Source organism: Streptomyces sp. NPDC006140, assembly GCF_040628815.1.
Lineage (GTDB): Bacteria > Actinomycetota > Actinomycetes > Streptomycetales > Streptomycetaceae > Streptomyces.
On sequence record NZ_JBEXTS010000001.1, the window covers coordinates 631561 to 653518 of the forward strand.

Annotated in this window: 23 protein-coding genes; 10 read left to right on the plus strand and 13 right to left on the minus strand. The window is 73.1% G+C overall.

Annotated elements, in window-relative coordinates; genetic code table 11:
• From ABZ386_RS02960 to ABZ386_RS02970, 3 genes are all read right to left on the minus strand, one after another.
• Positions 1 to 798 (minus strand): MFS transporter (locus tag ABZ386_RS02960; protein WP_358963361.1); only part of this gene is annotated, 798 nt, incomplete at its 3' end.
• Between the two features lie 110 nt (positions 799 to 908).
• A complete protein-coding gene (locus ABZ386_RS02965) occupies positions 909 to 1277 on the minus strand; it encodes a MazG-like family protein (protein WP_351332372.1) in 369 nt (122 codons plus the stop codon).
• Between the two features lie 51 nt (positions 1278 to 1328).
• Positions 1329 to 1886 carry a DoxX family protein gene (locus ABZ386_RS02970; RefSeq protein ID WP_351333001.1) on the minus strand — a complete coding sequence of 186 codons (558 nt, stop codon included), beginning with the start codon at positions 1884 to 1886 and terminating at the stop codon, positions 1329 to 1331.
• Between the two features lie 184 nt (positions 1887 to 2070).
• Between ABZ386_RS02970 and ABZ386_RS02975 the strand changes: the two genes are divergently transcribed.
• The 3 genes from ABZ386_RS02975 (at position 2071) to ABZ386_RS02985 (ending at position 4766) form a co-directional block, all read left to right on the plus strand.
• Positions 2071 to 2397, plus strand: a complete 327-nt coding sequence (locus ABZ386_RS02975; protein ID WP_351332369.1) for a nuclear transport factor 2 family protein — start codon at positions 2071 to 2073, stop codon at positions 2395 to 2397.
• 62 nt (positions 2398 to 2459) lie between these two features.
• Positions 2460 to 3446, plus strand: a complete 987-nt coding sequence (locus ABZ386_RS02980; RefSeq protein WP_356499664.1) for an aldo/keto reductase — start codon at positions 2460 to 2462, stop codon at positions 3444 to 3446.
• 129 nt (positions 3447 to 3575) lie between these two features.
• A complete protein-coding gene (locus ABZ386_RS02985) occupies positions 3576 to 4766 on the plus strand; it encodes a serine hydrolase (RefSeq protein WP_358963364.1) in 1191 nt (396 codons plus the stop codon).
• A gap of 271 nt (positions 4767 to 5037) precedes the next feature.
• Here the strand turns inward: ABZ386_RS02985 and ABZ386_RS02990 are convergent, their stop codons facing one another.
• On the minus strand, positions 5038 to 5796 hold the full coding sequence (locus ABZ386_RS02990; RefSeq protein ID WP_351332360.1) for an SDR family oxidoreductase: 759 nt from the start codon (positions 5794 to 5796) through the stop codon (positions 5038 to 5040).
• 146 nt (positions 5797 to 5942) lie between these two features.
• Here ABZ386_RS02990 and ABZ386_RS02995 point away from each other — a divergent pair, with 146 nt between their 5' ends.
• Positions 5943 to 7583 (plus strand): alkaline phosphatase D family protein, encoded by a 1641-nt coding sequence (locus ABZ386_RS02995; protein WP_358963366.1) that lies wholly within the window; start codon positions 5943 to 5945, stop codon positions 7581 to 7583.
• On the opposite strand, the gene ABZ386_RS03000 is transcribed toward ABZ386_RS02995, so the two are convergent.
• Positions 7570 to 8616, minus strand: a complete 1047-nt coding sequence (locus ABZ386_RS03000) for a Gfo/Idh/MocA family oxidoreductase (protein WP_356499669.1) — start codon at positions 8614 to 8616, stop codon at positions 7570 to 7572. The two genes, ABZ386_RS02995 and ABZ386_RS03000, sit on opposite strands and share 14 nt — an antisense overlap.
• Before the next feature lie 87 nt (positions 8617 to 8703).
• Here ABZ386_RS03000 and ABZ386_RS03005 point away from each other — a divergent pair, with 87 nt between their 5' ends.
• Together ABZ386_RS03005 and ABZ386_RS03010 are read left to right on the plus strand one after the other, a co-directional pair.
• A complete protein-coding gene (locus tag ABZ386_RS03005) occupies positions 8704 to 10002 on the plus strand; it encodes a multidrug effflux MFS transporter (RefSeq protein ID WP_351332352.1) in 1299 nt (432 codons plus the stop codon).
• The gene (locus ABZ386_RS03010) at positions 9954 to 11129 is read left to right on the plus strand and encodes a serine hydrolase domain-containing protein (RefSeq protein ID WP_351332349.1); all 1176 of its coding nucleotides are present in this window, start codon (positions 9954 to 9956) and stop codon (positions 11127 to 11129) included. The genes ABZ386_RS03005 and ABZ386_RS03010 overlap by 49 nt, the downstream gene beginning before the upstream one ends.
• Positions 11130 to 11138: 9 nt before the next feature.
• Here the strand turns inward: ABZ386_RS03010 and ABZ386_RS03015 are convergent, their stop codons facing one another.
• Positions 11139 to 11405 carry a hypothetical protein gene (locus tag ABZ386_RS03015; protein WP_351332346.1) on the minus strand — a complete coding sequence of 89 codons (267 nt, stop codon included), beginning with the start codon at positions 11403 to 11405 and terminating at the stop codon, positions 11139 to 11141.
• A 160-nt stretch (positions 11406 to 11565) separates the two neighbouring features.
• Between ABZ386_RS03015 and ABZ386_RS03020 the strand changes: the two genes are divergently transcribed.
• The gene (locus tag ABZ386_RS03020) at positions 11566 to 12561 is read left to right on the plus strand and encodes a small ribosomal subunit Rsm22 family protein (protein ID WP_358963369.1); all 996 of its coding nucleotides are present in this window, start codon (positions 11566 to 11568) and stop codon (positions 12559 to 12561) included.
• Between the two features lies 1 nt (position 12562).
• Here the strand turns inward: ABZ386_RS03020 and ABZ386_RS03025 are convergent, their stop codons facing one another.
• Together ABZ386_RS03025 and ABZ386_RS03030 are read right to left on the minus strand one after the other, a co-directional pair.
• A complete protein-coding gene (locus tag ABZ386_RS03025) occupies positions 12563 to 13912 on the minus strand; it encodes a S28 family serine protease (RefSeq protein ID WP_356499675.1) in 1350 nt (449 codons plus the stop codon).
• A 132-nt stretch (positions 13913 to 14044) separates the two neighbouring features.
• The gene (locus ABZ386_RS03030) at positions 14045 to 14254 is read right to left on the minus strand and encodes a DUF6243 family protein (protein ID WP_351332337.1); all 210 of its coding nucleotides are present in this window, start codon (positions 14252 to 14254) and stop codon (positions 14045 to 14047) included.
• A gap of 105 nt (positions 14255 to 14359) precedes the next feature.
• Here ABZ386_RS03030 and ABZ386_RS03035 point away from each other — a divergent pair, with 105 nt between their 5' ends.
• Positions 14360 to 15007, plus strand: a complete 648-nt coding sequence (locus ABZ386_RS03035; RefSeq protein WP_358963372.1) for a TetR/AcrR family transcriptional regulator — start codon at positions 14360 to 14362, stop codon at positions 15005 to 15007.
• Here ABZ386_RS03035 and ABZ386_RS03040 read toward each other — a convergent pair.
• Positions 14986 to 15843: a glycerophosphodiester phosphodiesterase gene (locus ABZ386_RS03040; protein ID WP_351332331.1), complete on the minus strand. Its 858-nt coding sequence runs from the start codon at positions 15841 to 15843 to the stop codon at positions 14986 to 14988. The two genes, ABZ386_RS03035 and ABZ386_RS03040, sit on opposite strands and share 22 nt — an antisense overlap.
• A gap of 209 nt (positions 15844 to 16052) precedes the next feature.
• On the opposite strand from ABZ386_RS03040, the gene ABZ386_RS03045 reads away from it, so the two are divergent.
• Positions 16053 to 16787 (plus strand): bifunctional DNA primase/polymerase, encoded by a 735-nt coding sequence (locus ABZ386_RS03045; protein ID WP_355723453.1) that lies wholly within the window; start codon positions 16053 to 16055, stop codon positions 16785 to 16787.
• A 48-nt stretch (positions 16788 to 16835) separates the two neighbouring features.
• Here ABZ386_RS03045 and ABZ386_RS03050 read toward each other — a convergent pair whose 3' ends face one another.
• From ABZ386_RS03050 to efeO, 4 genes are all read right to left on the minus strand, one after another.
• Positions 16836 to 17828: a hypothetical protein gene (locus ABZ386_RS03050; protein WP_351332325.1), complete on the minus strand. Its 993-nt coding sequence runs from the start codon at positions 17826 to 17828 to the stop codon at positions 16836 to 16838.
• An 80-nt stretch (positions 17829 to 17908) separates the two neighbouring features.
• The gene (gene efeU, locus ABZ386_RS03055) at positions 17909 to 18739 is read right to left on the minus strand and encodes an iron uptake transporter permease EfeU (RefSeq protein WP_356519461.1); all 831 of its coding nucleotides are present in this window, start codon (positions 18737 to 18739) and stop codon (positions 17909 to 17911) included.
• A gap of 4 nt (positions 18740 to 18743) precedes the next feature.
• Entirely contained in the window at positions 18744 to 19982 is a 1239-nt protein-coding gene (gene efeB / locus ABZ386_RS03060; protein WP_351332320.1) for an iron uptake transporter deferrochelatase/peroxidase subunit, read from the minus strand.
• A gap of 2 nt (positions 19983 to 19984) precedes the next feature.
• Positions 19985 to 21133: an iron uptake system protein EfeO gene (gene efeO / locus ABZ386_RS03065; protein ID WP_358963375.1), complete on the minus strand. Its 1149-nt coding sequence runs from the start codon at positions 21131 to 21133 to the stop codon at positions 19985 to 19987.
• 163 nt (positions 21134 to 21296) lie between these two features.
• On the opposite strand from efeO, the gene ABZ386_RS03070 reads away from it, so the two are divergent.
• Positions 21297 to 21941, plus strand: coding sequence for a PhzF family phenazine biosynthesis protein (locus ABZ386_RS03070; protein ID WP_351332315.1), 645 nt, complete (start codon positions 21297 to 21299; stop codon positions 21939 to 21941).
• Positions 21942 to 21958: the final 17 nt, after the last annotated feature.

A 21958-nucleotide genomic window follows, 5' to 3' on the forward strand; every position in this document is an offset into this window, starting at 1 on the left:
GCCTTTTCCGGTCCTGGCTGGTGGGTCGCCCTCGCCGGTCGGCGGGTCGCCTTTTCCGGTCCTGGCTGGTGGGTCGCCCTCGCCGGTCGGCGGGTCGCCTTTTCCGGTCCTGGCTGGTGGGTCGCCCTCGCCGGTCGGCGGGTCGTCCTTCCCGGTCGTGGTCGGCGGGCCGCCCTTCCCGGTCGGCGGGCCGTCCTCCCCGGTCGCGGCCGGCGCGTCGTCCTCCCCGGCGGAGTCCGTGCGCGGTCTGAGCACCAGCACCGCGGCGCCGGACACCGCGAAACTCGCCGCGTTGACGGCGAACGCGATGCCGAACCCGCCGAGGGCGATGACCGGTGCGGCCGAGGCGAAGCCCAGCACCGTGGCGACGGACCGGGCCGTGACCAGCACGCCGTTGGCCCGGGCCCGGCTGTCCTGCCCGACCATGACCGGGACCGCGCTGCGCAGCGCGACGTTGAAGAACGTGTTGCCCGCCCCCAGCACGACCACCGCGCCGAGCAGCACGACCAGCGGTGTGCCGGAGGACCAGAGCGCGAGCAGCACCATGGCGAGCGTCTGGGCGAGGTCCGTGACCACCATGACCGTGCGGCGCGTGACCCGGGCCGACAGGGCCCCCGCGGCGAGCCCGGCCGTGACCCCGGCCAGCAGCCGTACGGCCATGACCACGCCCACGCCCCAGGCGGTGCCGGTGACCTCGTACGAGAACAGGCTGAGCGCGATCAGGTTGAGGTAGGTCCCGTAGGCCGACACGGCGTGCGCGACCACCAGGGACCGGAACCGCCAGTCCACCCCCGTCACCGGACTCCTCGACCTGTTGGGCCAGTGTCAGCCGCCCGGCGGCCCGGGCAGCACGTTCGATCATTGCAGAGGTGTTCGGACCGGCGGGCGGAAACGCGTCCGATGGCAGCTCAGGGGCTGTCCGCGGGGAAACGCCGCCCGCAGCTCGTGGCCCGGGACCGCTCCGTCACCCGCGCCAGATGCCGCGTGAACACCTCGCGCGCCTCCGGCGTCAGGGTCCGCAGCACCATCAGCGCCGTGACGGCGACGTCGCACAGCTCCGACTGCACGTCGTCCCAGGTGTGCGTCACGCCCTTGCGGGGGTTGTGGCCGGTCACGCCGATGACGGCCTCGGCGACCTCGCCGACCTCCTCGTTCAGCTTCAGGATGCGCAGGAGCAAGCCCTCGGGGCCCTCGATCGGGGTGCTGCTCTCGAGCCACTCCCACAGGGCGTCGATGGAGGCCCAGAGATCAGGCCCGGGCGGCGTGTGATCGTTCATGGGGGCAGCCTGCCACGGGGGTCTGACAGCGCCCCGAGCCCGCCCGGCCCGCTACTCCAGGTACTCCTCTTCGAACAGCGGGTCCTGCTCGCCCTCCTTGGCCTGCCGCAGCCGCCTGGCACGGGCCCCCACCACCAGCGCGGTCCCCGCAGCCGTCGCCGCGAACGCCACCGGGATCATCCAGCTCCGGTTCACCGCGTGCCCGAGCGCGTGGTCCAGGGAGAGCCGCCCCGGGCCGGTGACGGCCAGGCCGGCGGCCGTCAGACCGAGCGTCGCCGCGTACTCGTAGCCGCCGCCCTGGTTGAAGAACCCGTTCGGGGCGTGCACCGCCGCGGCCCCCGCCATCGCCCCGGCCGCCGCGGCTCCGGCGGCCGGTGTGGCCAGGCCCAGGGCCAGCAGCACGCCGCCGCCGGTCTCCGCGAGGCCCGCCGCCGTCGCGCTCGTCTTGCCGGGGACGTAACCCACGGACTCCATGAACTGCCCGGTGCCCTCGATGCCGTGCCCGCCGAACCAGCCGAACAGCTTCTGCGTGCCGTGGGCGGCCAGCACACCGCCCGTCCCCAGCCGGAGCAGCAGCAGGCCCAGATCACGTCGGTGGTAACGCCTCACGTCGTCTCCCGGAGCGGACAGCAGGAACGGTGCGGACAGCAGGAACGGTGCGGACAGCAGGAACCCCTTCTCGCGTTTCCACCGTCGCACTCCTGACACCCCCCGACACCCCGCGGGCCCGCCCGGGACGCCGTTCGGGTGGCACCGGTGGCGGGGCCCGGCGGCCGGTACGAGGCTGACTGGCATGACGATTCAGACCACGCGCCTCAGCGACCCGGCCGTCCGCGCCTTCGTCGCCGCCGTGAACAACCACGACCGCGAGGCCTTCATGGCGCTCCTCGCGCCGGGCGCGACCATGGCGGACGACGGCTCCGACCGTGACCTCGCCGACTGGGTCGACCGGGAGATCTTCTTCTCCCACGGCCACCTGGAGGTCGACAACGAGTCCAACGGCGGCCGTTCCCTCCTCGCCCGCTACAGCAACGACACCTGGGGCGAGATGCGCACCCGGTGGAGCTTCACCGTGGACGAGGACGGCCGGATCTCCCGCTTCGAGACCGGCCAGGCCTGAAGAAACCCGGCCCCCGCGGGGGCTTGTGTTCGCGTGCGCTCCAACTCCTAGCATCCCCGCACATGGAGACCACACGGCCGCTCGGACGCAGCGGCATCGAAGTGAGCGCCCTCGGCTTCGGCTGCTGGGCGATCGGAGGAGAGTGGCAGGCGCCGGACGGGCAGCCGCTCGGCTGGGGCAGAGTCGACGACGAGGAGTCGGTGCGGGCGGTGCGGCGCGCCCTCGACCTGGGCGTCACCTTCTTCGACACCGCCGACACCTACGGCGCCGGGCACAGCGAACGCGTGCTGGGCCGGGCCCTCGGCAAGCGCAGGGCCGAGGTCGTCGTCGCCACCAAGTGGGGCAACGTCTTCGACGAGGAGACCCGGACCCACACCGGCAGCGACGACTCCCCGGCCTACCTGCGCCGCGCCCTGACCGCGTCCCTGGACCGGCTCGGCACCGACTACGTCGACCTCTACCAGTTCCATCTCTCCGACGCGGACACCGAGCGGGCCGCCCTGCTCCGGGACGAGTGCGAGAAGCTGGTCGGTGAGGGGCTGATACGCGCCTACGCCTGGAGCACCGACGACCCGGTACGCGCCGCCGTGTTCGCGCAGGGGCCGCACTGCGCCGCCGTCCAGCACGCCCTCAACGTCCTCCAGGACGCGCCCGAGATGCTCCGGCTGTGCGAGGAGGCGGGCCTCGCGAGCGTCAACCGCAGTCCGCTGGCCATGGGGCTGCTCACCGGCAAGCGCCGGGAGGGGCAGCCGCTGGAGGCCGGGGACATCCGCAGCAGGCCCCCGGCCTGGCTCCAGGGGTTCGGGGACGGCTCCGGCGCCGACCCGGAGTGGCTCGCCCGCGTCGACGCCCTCAGGGACGTCCTCACCAGCGAGGGCCGCACGCTCGCCCAGGGCGCCCTGGCCTGGCTGTGGGCGCGCAGCCCGCGCACGATCCCCATCCCCGGCTTCCGTTCGGTCGCACAGGCGGAGCAGAACGCGGGGGCGTTGGAGAAGGGGGCGCTGACCGCCGCACAGCTGGCCGAGGTCGACCGGCTGCTCGGGCGGTGATCCCTCTGTTGCCCTGGCGATGATCCACCGGCTCCACCGGCTGATCGGGTGGTGATCATTGCGGGATCTTGGGCCGGTCTTTGACCGTTCCGGGCCCGCCTGCGCGATTCCGCTTCGTACCGTCGCGGGATGCGTGACTCAGCCCGGCTGTCCAGACGTTCCGTGCTCGCCCTCGCCGTGGCCGCCCCGATGGCCGGTGCCGCCCCGGTGGCCGCGGCGGCACCGGTCTCCGCGGCACCGGACTCCGAGGCACCGGACTCCGAGGCCGGCCCCGTGCTCGGCGGGGACCGCCTCGGCTCCGACACCGTGCAGACGGGCAGCACCACCGGACTGCCCCGGCGGCTCACCGCCCGCTCCTGGCTCGTCGCCGACCACGACACCGGCGAGGTGCTGGCCGCCTACCGGGCGCACCGGCGGCTGCCGCCCGCGTCCACGCTGAAGATGCTGTTCGCCGACACGCTGCTCGACCGGTTCCCGCGCGGCGGCCGGCACACCGTCACCGCCGCCGACCTGGCAGGCATCCCGGCGGGCTCCAGCCTCGTCGGCATCCGGGCCGGGACCACGTACACCGTCGACCAGTTGTGGCAGGGCGTCTTCCTGCGCTCCGGGAACGACGCCGTGCACGTCCTGGCCCACATGAACGGCGGGGTGGCGAGGACCGTCGCCGAGATGCAGGCCAGGGCGCGGGAACTGCGGGCCCTGGACACGCACGTGGTCAGCCCGGACGGCTACGACCACCCGGGGCAGCTGTCCTCGGCGTACGACCTGACGCTCTTCGCCCGGCACGGGCTGCGCGACCCCGCCTTCCGCGCCTACTGCCGGACGCGCACGGCCGACTTCCCGGCCGGGGGCCGGCGGACGTTCCAGATCCAGAACACCGACCGGCTGCTGGACGGGACGTGGGGCCTGCGGGCGTATCCGGGGCTGATCGGTGTGAAGAACGGCTACACCACCCACGCCGGCAACACCTTCACCGGCGCCGCCACCCGGGCCGGGCGCACCCTGCTCGTCACGGTCATGCACCCCGGCGACCGCCTCGACGCCGTCTACGAGGAGGCCGCCGCCCTGCTCGACTGGGGCTTCGCGCAGGGGGCGTCGGCACGGGCCGTCGGCGTACTGGTCGAGCCGGCGGGCGAGCACCCCGGGGCGGGACCGGCCGCCGCGCGCGGATCCGTCGCCTCAGGCGCGGTCACGCGCGAGCCCTCGGCGGGGCGGCTGGCGGAAGGCGCCGGCACCGCGGTCGCGCTGCTGGCGGGCGGGTTCTTGGCGCTGCGCCGGCGCCGGACGCCCGGGCGCGCGAAGGGACGGCACCGCGAATGACACCACCCGCCCCGCCCTTTGACGGACGTTTGCGGCAGTCGTTCCACGCGCACCGGTGCGCACCCCGCGGTCCCACGCGGGGTCCACCCCCACCCGGTGCCGTGGAACGACTGCCGCCTCCCCCCTGGGTGTGGCCTGCGGAAGCCTTCTGCTCCAACTGTGAAGCTTTCGTGTAGACGAGTTGAGCATAAGCGCCCGACCGGCCGCAATGGTGCGGAGGTTCATATTCCGTTTGTATAGGTTGACGGATTGACGATCGCCGGGGCCGCGCTCAGCCGCGTCCGACGTACGGCATGGTCGTGGCGAGCACGGTCGCGAACTGCACGTTCGCCGCCAGCGGCAGCTCCGCCATGTGCCGCACCGTGCGGGCCACGTCCGCGACGTCCATCACGGGCTCCGGGGCGACTTCCCCGTTCGCCTGCAGCGCTCCCGTCTGCATACCGGCCGTCATGTCGGTCGCCGCGTTGCCGATGTCGATCTGCCCCACGGCGATCCGGTACGGCCGCCCGTCCAGCGACAGCGACTTGGTCAGGCCGGTCAGCGCGTGCTTGGTCGCGGTGTAGGCCACCGAGTGCGGACGGGGCGTGTGCGCCGAGATGGACCCGTTGTTGATGATCCGCCCGCCCTGCGGGTCCTGCTCCTTCATCTGCCGGTACGCCGCCTGCGCGCACAGGAACGCCCCGTTGAGGTTGGTGTCCACCACGTGCCGCCAGGCCTCGTAGGGCAGTTCCTCGACCGGCACACCGCCGGGCCCGAACGTGCCCGCGTTGTTGAACAGCAGGTCCACCCGCCCGAACCGCTCGACGGTCGCCGCGAACAGGCCTGCCACGTCCTCCGGCCGTGAGACGTCCGTCCGCACGGCGAGGGCCGCGCCCTGCGGTGCGAGGGCCGCCGTCTCCTCCAGCGTCTCGACGCGCCGGCCCGCCAGCGCCACCGACCAGCCCGCGCGCAGCAGTTCCACCGCGACCGCCCGGCCGATGCCGGAGCCCGCCCCGGTCACCACCGCGATTCCGTTCTCCTTCGCATTCATGGGCCCGCAGCGTACGGGAGGGGCCACGGGAGGGCCCGCCATGCGGAACTCATCAGTCCGTCACGCGAGTGCTGTGTACGTGTCGACCGGGTGTCGTCCCCGGCCACTCCAATGCCCCCTGCAGCCATTCGCCAGGGGAGGACCGGATGACACCCGCAGCACACCCGTCCCAGCACGCCCCCGAACTCCGCGCGGCCGCCCGCCACATCGGCCGCCGCCGCTTCCTCACCAGGACCGGCGCCGCCGCCGCGCTGGCCTTCGCGACCAACCTGCCGTCCCCGGGAGTCGCGGCCGCCGCAGAACTCGACGCCGCGAAGATCACGGAGAACCCGTTCACGCTCGGCGTCGCCTCCGGCGACCCCCTTCCCGGCTCCGTGATCCTGTGGACCCGCCTCGCGCCCGCCCCCTTCCAGGCCGACAGCGGACTGCCCGCCGAACGCGTCACCGTCCACTGGGAACTCGCCCACGACGAGCGCTTCCGCCGCATAGCCCGGCGCGGCACCGCCACCGCGCACCCCGAGTTCCACCACACCGTCCACGTCGAGGTGGGCCACCTGGAGGCCGGCCGCGTCTACCACTACCGCTTCCGCGTGGGCCGCTGGACCAGCCCCACCGGCCGCACCCGCACCGCCCCCGACCCCGGCAGCCGCGTCCCGGCCCTCACCCTCGCCGCGGTCTCCTGCCAGGCCTACCACGACGGCTACTACACGCCGTACGCCCACCTCGCCGCCGACGACGTCGACCTCGTCTTCCACCTCGGCGACTACCTCTACGAGTACGCCGTCGACTCCGTCGGCGGCCAGCGCGACTACACCGACCGCACCCTGCCCGCCCTGTTCGACCGCGAGACGCTGACCCTGGAGGACTACCGGCTGCGGTACGCCCTCTACAAGTCCGACCCGGACCTGAGCGCCGCGCACGCCGCGCACCCCTTCGTCGTCACCTGGGACGACCACGAGACCGAGAACAACTACGCCGACGACATCCCGGAGAACAGCGTCCCGCCGGAGGAGTTCCTGCTGCGCCGCGCCTCCGCCTACCGCGCCTACTGGGAGAACCAGCCCCTGCGCCGCCCCCAGCGCCCCGCCGGACCCGACATGCGGCTCTACCGCCGCCTGACCTGGGGCCGGCTCGCCCAGTTCGACGTCCTGGACACCCGCCAGTACCGCTCCGACCAGGCCTACGGCGACAAGGCGCACGTGCCCGGCCCCGAGTCCGACGACCCGGCGCGCACCATGACCGGCGCCACGCAGGAACGGTGGCTGCTCGACGGCTGGCGTTCCTCGCGGGCGCTGTGGAACGTCGTACCGCAGCAGGTCCTGTTCGCCCGCCGGAACATGGACGCCACCACCCCCTCCCGGGTGTCGATGGACGCCTGGGACGGCTACAGCGCCTCCCGCCGCCGCGTCCTCGACGGGGCGAAGGCCGCCGGCGTGGAGAACCTGATGGTGCTCAGCGGCGACGTGCACTCCGCCTACGCCTTCGACATCAAGGACGACTTCGACGACCCGTCCTCCGCCACGCTCGGCACCGAGATCGTGGCGACGTCGGTCTCCAGCGGCCGGGACGGCGCCGACAAGCCGGCGACCTGGGACACCTACATGTCCGCCAACCCGCACCTGAAGTTCTTCAACGGCCGCCGCGGCTATGTCACCGTCGCGCTCGGACGGGACGCGGCACGCGCCGACTTCAGGACGGTGCCGTACGTGACCCGGCAGGGGGCGCCGGTCACGACGGCCGCGTCCTTCGTGACGGAGGTGGGGGAGCAGGGGCTCAAGCCGGCGTGAGTTCCGTCGTGAGGCCCTCGTCCGGGGTCTCGCCCGGGGTCTCACCGGGGTAGCGGACGCCGACGCGGTCCCGGATCGCGTCGAGCGTCCGCATCACGGCGAGTGTGCCGTCGAGCGGGACGAGCGGGGACTCCGTCTCACCGGCCCGCAGGGCGCGCATCACCTCGGACGCCTCGTGGCGCAGGCTGTTGCGCGGCCCGTCCGCCGGGTCGGCCGTGAACTCCTCGGCGTCACGGCCGTCCCGGTGCAGCACGAAACGGTCCGGGAAGAAGAAGCCGCCCGGAATGTCGATCCGGCCCGTCGAGCCGGTGACCGAGGCGACGGTCGCCGTACCGCCCACGATGGAGCAGTGCACCGAACCGAGAGCGCCGCTCTCCCAGGAGAGCACCGCTGCCGTCTGGAGATCGACGCCCTCGTCCGAGAGCACCGCTCGCGCCGTGACGTCCGACGGCTCCCCGAGCAGCAACTGCGCGAACGACACGGGATACACGCCCAGATCGAGCAGCGCGCCCCCGCCCAGCTCCGGATTCCGCAGCCGGTGCGAGGGCGGGAACGGACCGGCCAGCCCGAAATCGGCCTGGACCGTGCGCACCTCGCCGATCGCCCCGTCGTCCACCAGCGCCTTCAGCCGCCGCACCAGCGGATTGCAGTACATCCACATCGCCTCCATCAGGAAGCGCCCGTGCTCCCGCGCCAGCGCGACGAGTTCCTCCGCCTCGCGCACGTTCAGCGTGAACGGCTTCTCGCACAGCACGTTCCGCCCGGCCGCCAGGCACAGACCGGCCGCCGTCCGGTGCGCGGTGTGCGGGGTGGCGACGTAGACGACATCGATGTCCTCGTCCCGCGCGAGCGCGTTCCAGTCGCCGTACGCCCGGGGGATCCCGAACCGCTCCGCGAACGCCTTCGCCGACTCCTGCGACCGTGACGCCACCGCCACGACCTCCGCGTCCGGCAGGTCGACCAGGTCCGCGGTGAACGCGGCCGCGATCCCCCCGGTCGCCAGGATCCCCCACCGCACCGTGTCCGCCGTCATTCCCGCCCCGCCTTCGCCTCGGTGACCCCTAGCAGTCCGTACGAGCTGAGAGCATAGGTGGCGATCGACTCGAAAAGGGAGGGACTCATGCCCGAGGGTGGGGCGTCCATATCGAAGACCGCGCAGGAGGTCGCAGCCGGGGCGGAGCGGCCCGACCTCACACCGCACCGCCGCACCGGGCTCCTGGTCACCTTCCTCCTCGGCAGCCTGACCGCCGTACCGCCGCTGGCGATGGACATGTACCTCCCGTCGCTGCCGGAGGTCACCCGCTCCCTGCACGCGCCCGCCGCGACCGTCCAGCTCACCCTCACCGCCTGCCTCGCCGGCATGGCCCTCGGGCAGCTCGTCGTCGGGCCGATGAGCGACCGCTGGGGGCGCCGCCGCCCGCTGCTCGCCGGGCTCGCCGTCTTCGTCGTCGCCACCGTGCTGTGCGCGCTCGCCCCCACCGTCGAACTCCTCGTCGCCTTCCGGCTGGCGCAGGGCCTCGCGGGCGCCGCCGCGATCGTCATCGCCCGGGCCGTCGTCCGCGACCTCTACGACGGTATGGCCATGGCGCGCTTCTTCTCCACCCTCATGCTCATCTCCGGGGTGGCCCCCATCGTGGCGCCGCTGATCGGCGGGCAGGTCCTGCGCGTGACCGACTGGCGGGGCGTGTTCGCCGTCCTCACGGTCGTCGGCGTCCTCATCGGCGTCCTGGTCTGGACGAAGCTCCCCGAGACCCTGCCGCCCGCCGAACGGCACAGCGGCGGCGTCGGCGAGGCCCTGCGCGCGATGCGCACCCTGCTGGCCGACCGTTCCTTCACCGGCTACATGCTCACCGGCGGCTTCGCCTTCGCCGCCCTCTTCGCCTACATCTCGGCGTCCCCGTTCGTCATCCAGGAGATCTACGGCGCCTCCCCGCAGACGTTCAGCCTGCTGTTCGGCGTCAACTCCGTCGGACTGGTCGTCGTCGGCCAGATCAACGGCAAGGTCCTGGTCGGCCGGGTCAGCCTGGACCGGGTGCTCGGCATCGGCCTGGCGATCGTCATCACCGCCGCGACCGCGCTGCTGCTGATGTCCCTGGGCGTGTTCGGCGAGGTCGGGCTGGCGCCCGTCGCGGCCGCCCTCTTCGTGCTGATGTCCGCGATGGGCATCACCCTGCCCAACACCCAGGCCCTCGCCCTGATGCGCACCAAGCACGCCGCGGGCTCCGCCTCCGCCCTGCTCGGCACGTCCTCCTTCCTCATCGGGGCGATCGCGTCCCCGCTGGTCGGCGTCGCCGGGGAGGACACCGCCCTCCCGATGGCCGTCGTCCAACTGGCCGCCGCACTGGTGGCACTGGCCTGCTTCGTGGGAATGTGCCGACCCTGGAGGGCCCGCGCGAGTGTGGAGGGAGCGGACAGCTGAGCGCACCGAGACTGCGCCACGGCACGCCGGAACGGGCCGGACTCGACCCCGAGGAACTGCGCCGGCTCGTCCGGGAGGTCCACGTCCTCACCACCGGGCAGCGCCCCTGGGCACCGGGCGCGGTCCTGGTCGTGGGACGCGGCCCGGTGATCGCCGTCGAGGAGGCCGCGGGCTGGGCCGTCCGCTATGCGGCCTACGACGAGACCACCGACGCCGGTGTGGAACTGCCCCCCGAGGACCGGGTCCCGATGACCGTGGACACGCCCTTCGACCTGGCGTCCCTCACCAAACTGTTCACGTCCGTGGCCACCGTGCAGCAGATCGAGCGCGGCACGCTCGGCATCGACGCGAAGGTCGGCGCGTACCTGCCCGACTTCACGGCGGCGGCCCGGCACGGCATCACCGTCCGCCAGCTCCTCACCCACACCTCCGGGCTGCGGCCCGAACTCCCCCTGTACGACTGCGCGGACGACGCCGAACGCCTCGCGGCACTCCGGGCGGAGGCCCCGGTCGGGGTGCCCGGCGCCTCCTGCTACTCCGACCTCAACATGCTCCTCCTCCAGCACGTCCTGGAACGCCTCACCGGCCGCACCCTCGACGTCCTCGTCCACGACGGCATCACCCGGCCGCTGGGCATGACGGCGACGGGGTTCGGGCCGTGCCCGGGCGCGGCGGCGACGGAGGACCAGCGGCGGCCGTGGGCCAAGTCGGACCGGGGGATGCTGCGGGGCGAGGTGCACGACGAGAACGCCTGGGCGCTCGGGGGAGTGGCGGGCCATGCGGGCCTGTTCTCCACCGGCCGGGACCTCGCGGTGTTCTGCCGCACCCTCCTCGCCGGCGGCTCCTACGGCCCGGCCCGCATCCTCGGCCCCGACTTCGTCGAGCTCCTGTTCACCCCGCCCGGCCTCGGCTTCCTGCTCGACCAGCCCTGGTTCATGGGCGACCTCGCCGGTCGCGGCGCGGCGGGCCACACGGGCTTCACGGGCACGTCCCTGGTCCTCGACCCGGCGACGGACACGTTCCTGATCCTCCTGACGAACGCGGTCCATCCACGCCGCCGCCGCCCGGACAGCGCGCCGAGGGCGGCGGCGGGGTCGCGGGTGGCCCGGGCCCTGCGGGGGAGGTGAGGGGGGCGCCTACACCTCGTTGAAGCCGCGCGACGCGTCGTAGATGTCGGCCTCGATGACGACCACGAAGAAGCAGGTCACCACGTAGTGGATCATGACGCGGTCCTCCCAGGCCTCGCGGGTCACAGCGTCGTTCGTGTAGGCGAGGTGACTGCCGGCGCCCTCGGGCTCGGCGGCGATCCTGTCGACGAGCCGCCGGAACTTCTCCCGGTCGGCGGCCGGCATGTACTCACGGAACCGCGCGACCTGCTCGGTGAACTGCACGCGTCTTTTCATCAGGGCGGGATCCTAGGGACACGGTGCGGGTCCCCGCAGGGAATAATCCGCCGCGCTGCCCGGACCTGTCCGAGGCCTGCGGGACGTGGAGATCCCGGTCGCCGTCGACCGCTCCGTCCCGCCCCCGGGGCGCGGTGGCCGCGCCTCGTAGAATCACCGGGTGAACGCCCCCGCACCCCCGGCCGAAACCCTCCGTGCCGCACTCGCCGGACTGCTCGACGGGCTGCCGCCCCGGCAGGCCTCGCAGGCCGTCGAGCGGCTGATCGCCAGCTACCGCGGGGCCACCCCGACCGACGCCCCGATCCTCCGGGACCGCGCCGACGTCGCCGCCTACGCCGCCTATCGGATGCCCGCCACCTTCGAGGCGGTGCGGTCGGCGCTGGATGCCTTCGCGGAGGCCGTGCCCGGGTGGGTGCCCGGCGGGCACCTGGATCTCGGCGGCGGCACGGGCGCCGCGGCCTGGGCCGTGAGCGCGACCTGGGGCGGGGAGCGGCCCGTCACCGTGCTCGACTGGGCCGAGCCCGCCCTCGCCCTCGGCCGGGAGATCGCCGCGGCCGACCCGGCCCTGCGGGACGTACGGTGGCAGCGCGCCCGGATCGGAGCGGCGCTCACCCTGGAGAGCACCGATCTCGTCACCGTCTCCTACGTCCTCAACGAGCTGACCGCCCCCGACCGCACCGCCCTCGTCGACGCCGCCGCTGGCGCCGCCCAGGCCGTCGTGATCGTCGAGCCCGGCACCCCCGACGGCTACGCCCGCGTCATCGAGGCCCGCGACCGGCTGGTCACCGCCGGGTTCCACGTCGCCGCCCCCTGCCCGCACAGCGCCGCCTGCCCCATCGCCCCGGGCACGGACTGGTGCCACTTCTCCGCCCGGGTCAGCCGGTCCTCCCTGCACCGCCAGGTCAAGGGCGGCTCCCTCGCCTACGAGGACGAGAAGTTCGCCTACGTCGCCGCCGCGCGCTTCCCGGTCGCCCCGGCACCCTCCCGGATCGTGCGGCGCCCCCAGATCCGCAAGGGCCAGGTCCTCCTCGACCTGTGCGAGACCGAACCGTCCCTGCGCCGCGCCACCGTCACCAAACGCCACGGCGACCAGTACAAGGCGGCACGGGACGCCGACTGGGGAGACCCCTGGCCGCCCGCGGGCCCCGCCGAGTGACCTACTTCCGGCCCGCCCAGCGGTACAGGGCATCCTCCGCCCACGCCCGGTCGGCGGGGGACAGCCGCGCGATGTCGACGCTGTGATTGCCGCCCGGCACCCACAGGACCCGTGAGTCGGCACCGCCGGGACGGAAGTGCTCGGCGACCGAGGGGTCCTGGGCGCCGTTGACGAACAGCATGCGGCTGCCGCGGCGGCGGACCCAGCGGTCGATGTCCGGCATGGCCGCCGTGTCGAAGACCATGGGGACGTCCCGGGGGACGAAGGAGCGTGCCGCGATGCCGTCGGGGTGGCGCAGCAGGTCCGCCACATGGGCGGTGGGGACATCGCCGTACCCGAGCTGGGTGCCGATCTGGTACCAGTACGGGACGTACCGCCGCGCGGCCGCGTCGGCGTACAGGGGCAGTCCCGCCCACGCGTCCAGCCACGCGTACAGCTCGTCGGCCGTCGCCCGCGGGCCGGGGATCGTGGCGACGTCGGCCGGAGTCGCGCGCTGCCAGAACATGAACAGCACACGCAGGACGGCGATCTCGAACGCCTGGTCGGCGCTGCCGATGATGCGGAAGGTGTCGCCCTCGGCGGACGCCCAGGCCTCGTAGCGGGCGACCAGTTCGCCCCGGCGCAGCAGCAGTTGCCGCTGGGCGGCCTTGACGGCCTCGCGGCCGGGAGCGGTGCCGACCGTCTCCAGGAAGCGGAGGTAGGCGGAGTCGTCGCGGTCGTCGGTGTTGTTCGGTGCCGAGTAGACCACCGTGCCGTCCACGTCCCCGGGGTGGAAGCGGCGGTGGTAGACGCCGGCCATGCCGCCCTTGCTGCTGCCGGTGGAGATCCACGCGCCGGGGTAGAGCCGGCGGAAGAGGCGGACGACGCGGTGGTGGTCGTCGGCGGCCTGGCGGATCGTGAGGTGGGCGTAGCCGGGCCCGGCGGGGAGTGAGGCGCCGAAGTAACGGTGTTCCACCTGGAGCTGGCTGGCGCCGAGCAGGGTCGCCGGTTCGCTGCGCCGGGGCGTGAGGACCGCGTGGTAGCCCGTGGTGGTGAGCACCATGGGCCGGTCGGCGGTGGTGTGGAGCAGGGTGAGGCGCTGCTCGAAGGTGCCCGCCGCGGGGTTCGTGTGGTCGACCGGCTGGCGCAGGCCCAGGACGAAGTGCCGGTACCCGGGCTCGGCGTCCCGCCGCTCCTCGATCAGACGCAAGCCGGGCAGTGAGCGGAGGGCGTCCGCGATGTCACCCTCCCCGGGCCCGGGCCGGAGGGCGTCCGCCGCCCGTGCCGGTGCGGCCGCCGTCGCCGCGAGGCCCGCCGCCGACACGGCCGAGGCCGCGGAGGTGAGCAGCCGTCGTCTGGTCCACACGCGCATGAGTGAGTCCTCCCGGGGGTCCGTGGGGCGGATGTCCGTCGGTCGCGGAGCCGCGACCGCTTCAGTACATCCGCCGGACGCCCCGGGAGGATCCCGCGCTCGGGGGGACGCGCTCCCCCGGGCGGGGGAGGCTCACGACGACCGGTCGGTCGTACGCCCCTCCTTCTCCTGCTGTTGCTGTCGTTTCTCCTGCAGCTTGCGCAGCAGTTCGCGCTTCTGGGCCTGCGGATCGAGTCCGCCGCCGACCCGGCCGCCCCGGCCGCCGCCGCGCAGGGCCTTGCGACCGAGGTTCTGGCGCGATCCTCCGACGCCCAGCAGGTTTCCGGCTCCGCCTCGGGCCATGTCGGGCTCCTTCCTGACCATCAAGGTGACGAGACGGTTCGTCTCGCAATCATGCTCCCACTGTCCGCGAGACGCTCCGTCTTGTCAACCTGATAAATTCGACCCATGGCCGTCCAGAAGTCCGCGCAGTCCGCCCCCGGCAAGTCCGCCCCCGACGCCACCCGGCGCAGCGAGAGGTCCCGCCGCGCCATCTACGACGCCGCCCTCGCGCTCGTCGTCGAGGTCGGCTACCCGAAGACCACCATCGAGGGGATCGCCGCCCGCGCCGGCGTCGGGAAGCAGACGATCTACCGCTGGTGGTCGTCGAAGGCGGACGTGCTCATGGAGGCCTTCCTCGACCTGGCCGAACAGTCACAGCGGGAGGCCGCGCCGGAGCCGGTCCCGTACACCTTCCCGGACACCGGCGACCTCGCCGCCGACGTCAAGGGCGTCCTGCGCGCCACCGTCGACCAGATGCGCGACCCGAGGTTCGAGGTGCCGTCCCGCGCCCTGGCCGCCGAGGGCGTCGTCAACGAACAGCTCGGCCGCGAGCTCGTGGCCAAGCTGATGCAGCCCTCGCTCGACCTCTACATGGACCGGCTGCGCGCCGCCCAGGCCGCCGGGCAGGTCCGCGAGGGCCTCGACCTGCGCATCGCCCTGGAGCTCTTCATCTCCCCGCTCGCCCAGCGCTGGCTCCAGCACACGGGCCCGATCTCCTACGAGTACACCGACACCCTCGTCGACTACGCCCTTCACGGCCTCGCGCCGCGCTGAGCCGCCCGGGCCAGCCGCCCCGGCGCGTCCGTGATGACCCCGTCGCAGCCCAGCGCCAGCACCCGGTCCCGCTGCGCGTCCGTCACCACGGTGTGCGCCCACACCCGCGGAATCCCCGAGCGCACCGCCCGCACCAGATCCGCGTCGCGCGCCCGGTGGTCCACGTCCAGCAGATCGACGTACGACCGCCAGCGCTCGGGGCGGTCCGTGCGCAGCTGCTCCGCCGAGCGCCACAACTGGGTGAGCAGACCGAGGCGGTGGACGCGCCGGGCCACCTCCGGGTCGTTGGTGTTCACGAACACCGAGCGGGTCAGGCCGCGGTCCCGGATCAGGGCGGCCAGCCGGTCGAGGCTGCGCGGGTCCTTCGCCTCCAGCATCAGCACGATCCGGCCGCCGAAACGATCCAGCACCTCGGCGACGGTCGGCGGCCGCTCCGACCGCCAGCTCCCCGGGAGCCGGTCCTTCGGGCGCAGCCGTACGCCCTGCCACTCCCGGGCGTCCAGGCCGCGCACCGCGCCGCCCAGGTAGGTCGTGCGGTTCAGGGTCTCGTCGTGGAACACCACCGGCGTGCCGTCGCGCAGCAGCCGCGTGTCGAAGTCCAGCACCTGCGCCGTACCGCGCGCGTAGGCGGTCATCAGCCCCGACATGCTGTTCTCGGGGACCTCGCGGGCGCCGCCGCGGTGGGCGACGTAGGTGATCCGGGGGAGTGCCGCCACGGTCAGGGGGCCCGCACCCCACTCCAGCGGGGCCGGGGCGCGGCCGCCGGGTCCCGTGAGGGTCAGCGAGACCACGGAAGCCGCGGAGGCCAGGCCCGTCAGCGCGATCCTTGTGACCATGGCGACCACGGTAGGACGCCATGTCATGGCAAAGCGGGCAATGACACCCGATGGTGCGCGGAGTGCGCCTCGTCCTGGCGGCATATGCCTCGCCCCACCGGTCCCCGTCTCGACCCTCCTGCCCCGGATGTGGGCACTGGCCCCCCGGTGCGCGGGAAGATGGGACCATAGGGCATGCTGTTCCGCACGACGGCGAGGCGAGGGGATAGATGAGCGCGGAGTTCGGCGGCCGGACCGGCCTGCAGGGCAAACTCACCCAGTGGCTGCGCGCGGGGCGCCGGCCGAAGGAGACCGCCGGGGACGGCGGCCGTGAGGCCCTGCTGCTCGCCGCCGCCGGCGCGGGACTGCCCCTGGCGCCCGCCGCCCACCCGGCCGGATACCGCTGCTCCTGCGACCGCGTCGGCTGTCCCACCCCGGCCCGGCACCCGGTGTCCTTCGCCTGGCAGACGCAGTCGACCACCGACCGCGCCCAGATCGAGCGCTGGGCCCGCCACCAGCCGCAGGCCAACTTCATCACCGCGACCGGCATGGTGCACGACGTCCTCGACGTGCCCCTCGACGCCGGTCGCGCCGCGTTGGAGCGGCTGCTGGCCGAGGGCGTCGAGGTCGGGCCGGTCGCCGAGAGCGACGACGGCCGCATGCTGTTCTTCACCCTCACCCGCGGCACGCCCGAGGACGAGGACGAGTGGTGGCCCTGCGAACTGGACTGCCACCCCGAGACGATGGACGAGCACCCCGGGCTGCGCTGGCACTGCCGGGGCTCCTACGTCCTCGTCCCGCCGGCCCGGCTGCCCGGTGAGGACCAGGCGGTGCGCTGGGTGCGCGGGCCCGAGCACGCCCTGCCGGATCCGCTGAGCCTGCTGGAGGTGCTCACGGAAGTCTGCGTCCGGTACGTCGGCGACGAGACCGACCCCGCCGGGGCGGGCTGGCCGCTGCGGCACTGAGCCCGGCCGGAACCGGACCGTGGCCCCACCGGGCCGTGCGGCCCTCGCCTACGAGCCCTCCGCGGATGTCATGCCCTGGATCCTGCCCAGGATCGTCACCTTGCCCTGGCCCTTCGGGTCCAGCGCCACCTCGTTGGAGACGAACTCCATCATCAGGGACTGCTTGATCTCGCCCTTCGTCAGCGCGAGGACGTCCTTGTTCGGGACGGGGAACGACGTGCCCGCGTAGGCCGTCTGCTTCTCGTAGTGCCGCGTGGTGAAGAACACCAGCGCGCCGCCGTCCGTCGTGCGCAGCGCCAGCGGCGCGTAGTCGCCGTTCGTCAGCGGCTCGTCGATGTACTGGGTGACCAGGCCCGGCCTCTTGGCGTTCTTCTCCCGCACGGCACGCCACTGGCTGGTGTGCGGCCCGTCCGCGAAGGTGTCCCCGCCGTTCTTGAGATACGTCGTGTAGGTCTGGCTCAGGCCGGCGGGGGCGGCGGCCAGGTCCGTCGCGTTCACCGGGACCGGCTCGGCCCAGCCGTCGGCGTCCTTCTTGAACTCGGGGACCTTGCCGGGCGCGACGAGCGTCAGGTACGCCACCTGGAACGGGTCGTCCAGGCTGCTGCGGGTGAACACGAGGAGCCAGCGGGCGGTGCCGCCCTTGTTGCCGGCCGCGTCGACGAGGAACCAGCGGGGCCAGCCGGCCTTCTTCGGGATCGTGAACTTCGCGTCCGTCAGCTCCAGGGGCGTGTGGTGGGGGTTGCCGCCCGGGTTGTTGGCCTTCCCGGCCTTGAGACGGGCCGAGTCGATGTCGGCGAGGGCGCCGGTGGTGTGCTCGGCGTCGAGGTCGCCGTCGTAGGCCTTGTCGGCCGCGTTGTACGCGGTCGTGAACTCCTTCAGGGCCTCGGCGGCTTCGGCGCGGGTGGTGGTCGGGAGGATCTCCCGTTCGCCGTGCACCACGACGCATCCGCTCGCCGTCAACGACAAAGCGGTCACTGACGCTGCTATGAGGGCGCTCCGGGCGGGCCTGCGGAGCGTTCGAGGGTCGCGATCCCTGCTCATCGGGTTCCTTCACCTTCCCCTTTCCGGAGGCGAACCCTACCGGGTACCTCCGGCGGCCGGGCCGGGGTGGGGTATCCCCGCTACGCCGGGTCGCGCACCGGGCTTGCCGTGGTCCGGCTCGGTGCGAAGAAGAAGGCCAGGGTCGGCACCAAGTACAGGAGCCACACCGTGACTTGGAGCACCGTCGGGTTCGGCTGGAAGTTGAGGACGCCCTTCAGGAGGGTGCCGTACCAGCTGTCGGGCGGGATCGTGCCGGAGATGTCGAATGCCTGGTCGTCGAGGCCGGGCAGGAAGTCGGCCTCCTGGAGGTCGTGGAAGCCGTACGCCAGGACCCCCGCCGCGACCACGACCAGCATCGCGCCGGTGTACGTGAAGAACTTGGACAGGTTGATGCGCAGGGCGCCCCGGTAGAACAGCCAGCCCAGCAGGACCGCCGTGAGCAGGCCCAGCGCGACGCCGAGCAGGGGCCTGGGGGTGCCGTCACTCGCCGCGTGGACCGACGCCCAGACGAACAGGGCCGTCTCCAGCCCCTCGCGGCCCACCGCCAGGAACGCCGTGGCGACCAGCGCGCCGGTGCCCATCGCGAGGGCCGCGTCCAGCCTGCCGTGCAGCTCCGACCTCAGGTGCCGGGCCGTGCGGCGCATCCAGAACACCATCCACGTCACCAGGCCGACCGCGAGGATCGACAGCGAGCCGCCGAGCGCCTCCTGCGCCTGGAACGTCAGCTCCTGGGAGCCGAATTCGAGGGCGCAGCCGAAGCCGAGCGCCAGGGCGACCGCGACGCCGATGCCGGCCCAGACCGGCTTCAGGGCGTCCCTGCGGCCGGTCTTGACCAGGTAGGCGATGAGGATGCAGACGACCAGGCTCGCCTCCAGGCCCTCGCGCAGGCCGATCAGATAGTTGGAGAACATGCGCCTACGCCTCCTCGGAGAACAGCGTCCGGCCCCACCAGTCGTCCTGGTCGCGGACGCCCGGCGGGATCGCGAAGAGCGCCGAACCCACGTGCTGGATGTACTCGTTGAGCGCGTCCGTCGCCAGGTTGCGCTGGATCGGGATGAACCCCTTGCGGACGTCCCGCTGGTAGGCCAGGAAGAACAGGCCCGCGTCCAGGCGGCCGAGGCCGTCCGTGCCGTCGGTGAAGGAGTAGCCGCGGCGCAGGATCGTCGCCCCCTGGTTGGCGTCGGGGTGCGCGAGCCGCACGTGCGCGTCGGGCTTCATCGCCTTCAGGAACGGCTCGTCCCGCTCCTTCGCCCTGCCGACCGGCGCGCCCTCGCCCTTGTCCCGGCCGAAGATGTCCTCCTGCTCCTGCAGCGAGGTGCGGTCCCAGGTCTCGATGTGCATGCGGATGCGCCGGGCGACCAGGTAGGAGCCGCCCGCCATCCAGGGCGGGCCGTCCTTCTCGTCCACCCACACGAACTTCTTCAGGCGGGCCGTCTCCGTGCCCGCGATGTTGCGCGTGCCGTCCTTGAAGCCCATCAGGTTGCGCGGCGTCTGCGCCTCGGGCGTCGTCGAGGAGGTCTTGCCGAAGCCGAGCTGCGACCAGCGGATGACGACCTTGCCGAAGCCGATGCGGGCCAGGTTGCGGATCGCGTGGACCGCCACCTGCGGGTCGTCGGAGCAGGCCTGCACGCACAGGTCGCCGCCGCTGCGCGCCCGGTCCAGGTTGTCGCCCGCGAACTTCGGCAGGTCGACCAGTGCCTCCGGCCGGCGGTCCGCGAGGCCGAACTTCTCGAACAGGCTCGGGCCGAAGCCGATCGTCAGGGTCAGCCGGGAGGGCTTCAGGCCGAGGGCCTCGCCGGTGTCGTCGGGCGGTGCCTCGGCCAGGCCGCCGTAGGCGCCCTCGCCGACCGGGTGTCCGGCCGTCATCCGCCGGGCCGCGTCCGTCCAGTCCTTCAGCAGCCGGACGAAGGCCGCCCGGTCCTCGGTCGTCACGTCGAACGCGGCGAAGTGCAGGCGGTCCTGGACCGGCGTGGCGATGCCCGCCTGGTGCGGGCCGTGGAAGGCGATCGCCGCGCCGGCCGGTCCGGGGTCGTCCCCGTCGCGGGCCATCGCCACCGCGCCGCCCGCCGCCGCGGCGGCGCCGAGCGCCAGGCCCGCGCCGCCCCAGCCGAGCAGCGAACGGCGGCTGGGGGAGGAGGGGTCGGTGTCCGCCATCGCTACTTCACCACGGCCGCGGCGAGCTTCGACAGCGGCTCCGCCAGGGCGTTGACCGCGTCCGACAGCTCCTTGCGGTCCGCCTTGCCGACCTTGTCGTAGGAGGTGAAGTCGTACGACGTGCTGTTCGGGCGGTACCGGTCCAGCAGCTTGTCCAGGGCCGCGAACTGCTCGTCGAGTTCGGTGACGAGGGCCGCGTCGTTCTCCTTGGCGACCGGCTTCAGCAGCTCGTACGACTGCCGCGCGCCCTCGACGTTGGCCTTGAAGTCGACGAGGTCGGTGTGCGAGTAGCGCTCCTCCTCGCCGGTGACCTTGCCGGTGGCGACCTCGTCGAGGAGTTCCTTGGCGCCGTTGGCCATGGAGGTGGGGGTGATCTCGGCCTTGCCGACCCGCTTCTGCCAGTCCTTCAGGTCATTGACGAGCAGGCCGGCGAGTTCCTTCTCGCGGTCGCCGATCTTCTTGTCCTGCCAGAGCGCCTTCTCCAGGCGGTGCCAGCCGGTCCAGTCGGTCGCCGGATCCTGGCCGTCCTCCAGGCCGTCCTCGCGGACGTCGACCTTGGGGTCGATGTCGCCGAAGGACTCGGCGACCGGCTCGGTGCGCTCCCAGCCGATACGGGAGGGCGCGTAGGCCTTCTTCGCCGCCTCGATGTCGCCGTCCTCGACCGCCTTGGCGAAGGTCTCGGCGAGCGGCAGCGTCTCGTCGGCCTGCCGCTGCACGTAGGTGCGGTAGCCGGCGACGGCCTTGTCCAGGCGCGGGTCGCGCTCGACCGCCTTGCCGCCGGTGGCCTTGACGGCCTGGCGGATGCCGTCGCCCTTCATGCCGGGCTTGCAGGCGATCTGGTAGTCGCCGGCCTTCACCTCGGCGGTCACGCGCTGCTCGGTGCCGGGGCCTATGTTCTCCCGCTCGGTGACCACACGGTCGTCGGGGAAGAGGACGTAGACCTCGGTGACCTTGGACCCCTTGTTCTCCACGGCCAGTTCGACGTGCCCGGCGGGGAACTCCTTCTTCGACACCTCGCACTTGTCGTCCGTGGCCGTCACCTTGACCACGTGGTCGCCGTCGGCCGCGCCGCCCTTCTCGGTGCAGCCGGTGACGGCGGTCAGAGCCGCCGCGGCGGCTATCACGAGGGAGGCTGGTCTGACGGGTCGCATGAAGGCTCCAAACAGGGAAGGTGAGGCTCACCTAAGGCACATAAGGATTACCTAAGTGGCTCAAAATCGCCCCCATGCGGCGGTCAAGGGAGGGTCAAAGGTCGGCGACCGCGCGTCCCCGGCGGTGGAGGACCACCCACCCGGGCGATGCTTGAATGCCCCCGTGACTGACTACGACGTGCTCCGCGTCTTCTGCGGGCCGAACGGCGGATACGGCAACGAACTCGGTGTCGTGCGCGAGGGTTCGGTGCTGCCCGGGCGGAGCGACCGGCAGGAGTTCGCGGCGAAGCTCGGGTTCAGCGAGACCGTCTTCGTCGACGACCCCGAGCGCGGTGTGATCGACATCTACACGCCCACCCTGCGACTGCCCTTCGCCGGGCACCCCTGTGTCGGGACGGCGTGGCTGCTCGACGTGCCCGAACTGGTCACGCCCGCCGGAGTGGTGGGCGCCCGGCAGGACGGGGAGTTCTGCTGGATCGAGGCACGGGCGGACTGGGCGCCGCCGCGCACCCTGCGCCGGTACGCCACTGCCGCCGAGGTCGACGACCTGGCCGTGCCGCCGCCGGGGGAGTGGGTGTACGCCTGGGCGTGGGAGGACGAGCCCGCCGGGCGGATCCGCGCCCGGGCCTTCCCCGGCCGGGGCGACGGCATCGACGAGGACGAGGCGACCGGGGCCGCGGCCCTGCTGCTCACCGACCGGCTGGGCCGGGCCCTGAACATCACCCAGGGCGCGGGCTCCCAGATCCTCACCGCGCCCCAGCCGGGCGGCTGGATCGAGGTCGGCGGCCGGGTGCACCTCGAACGCTGACCCGGGCGGCGCGCGCC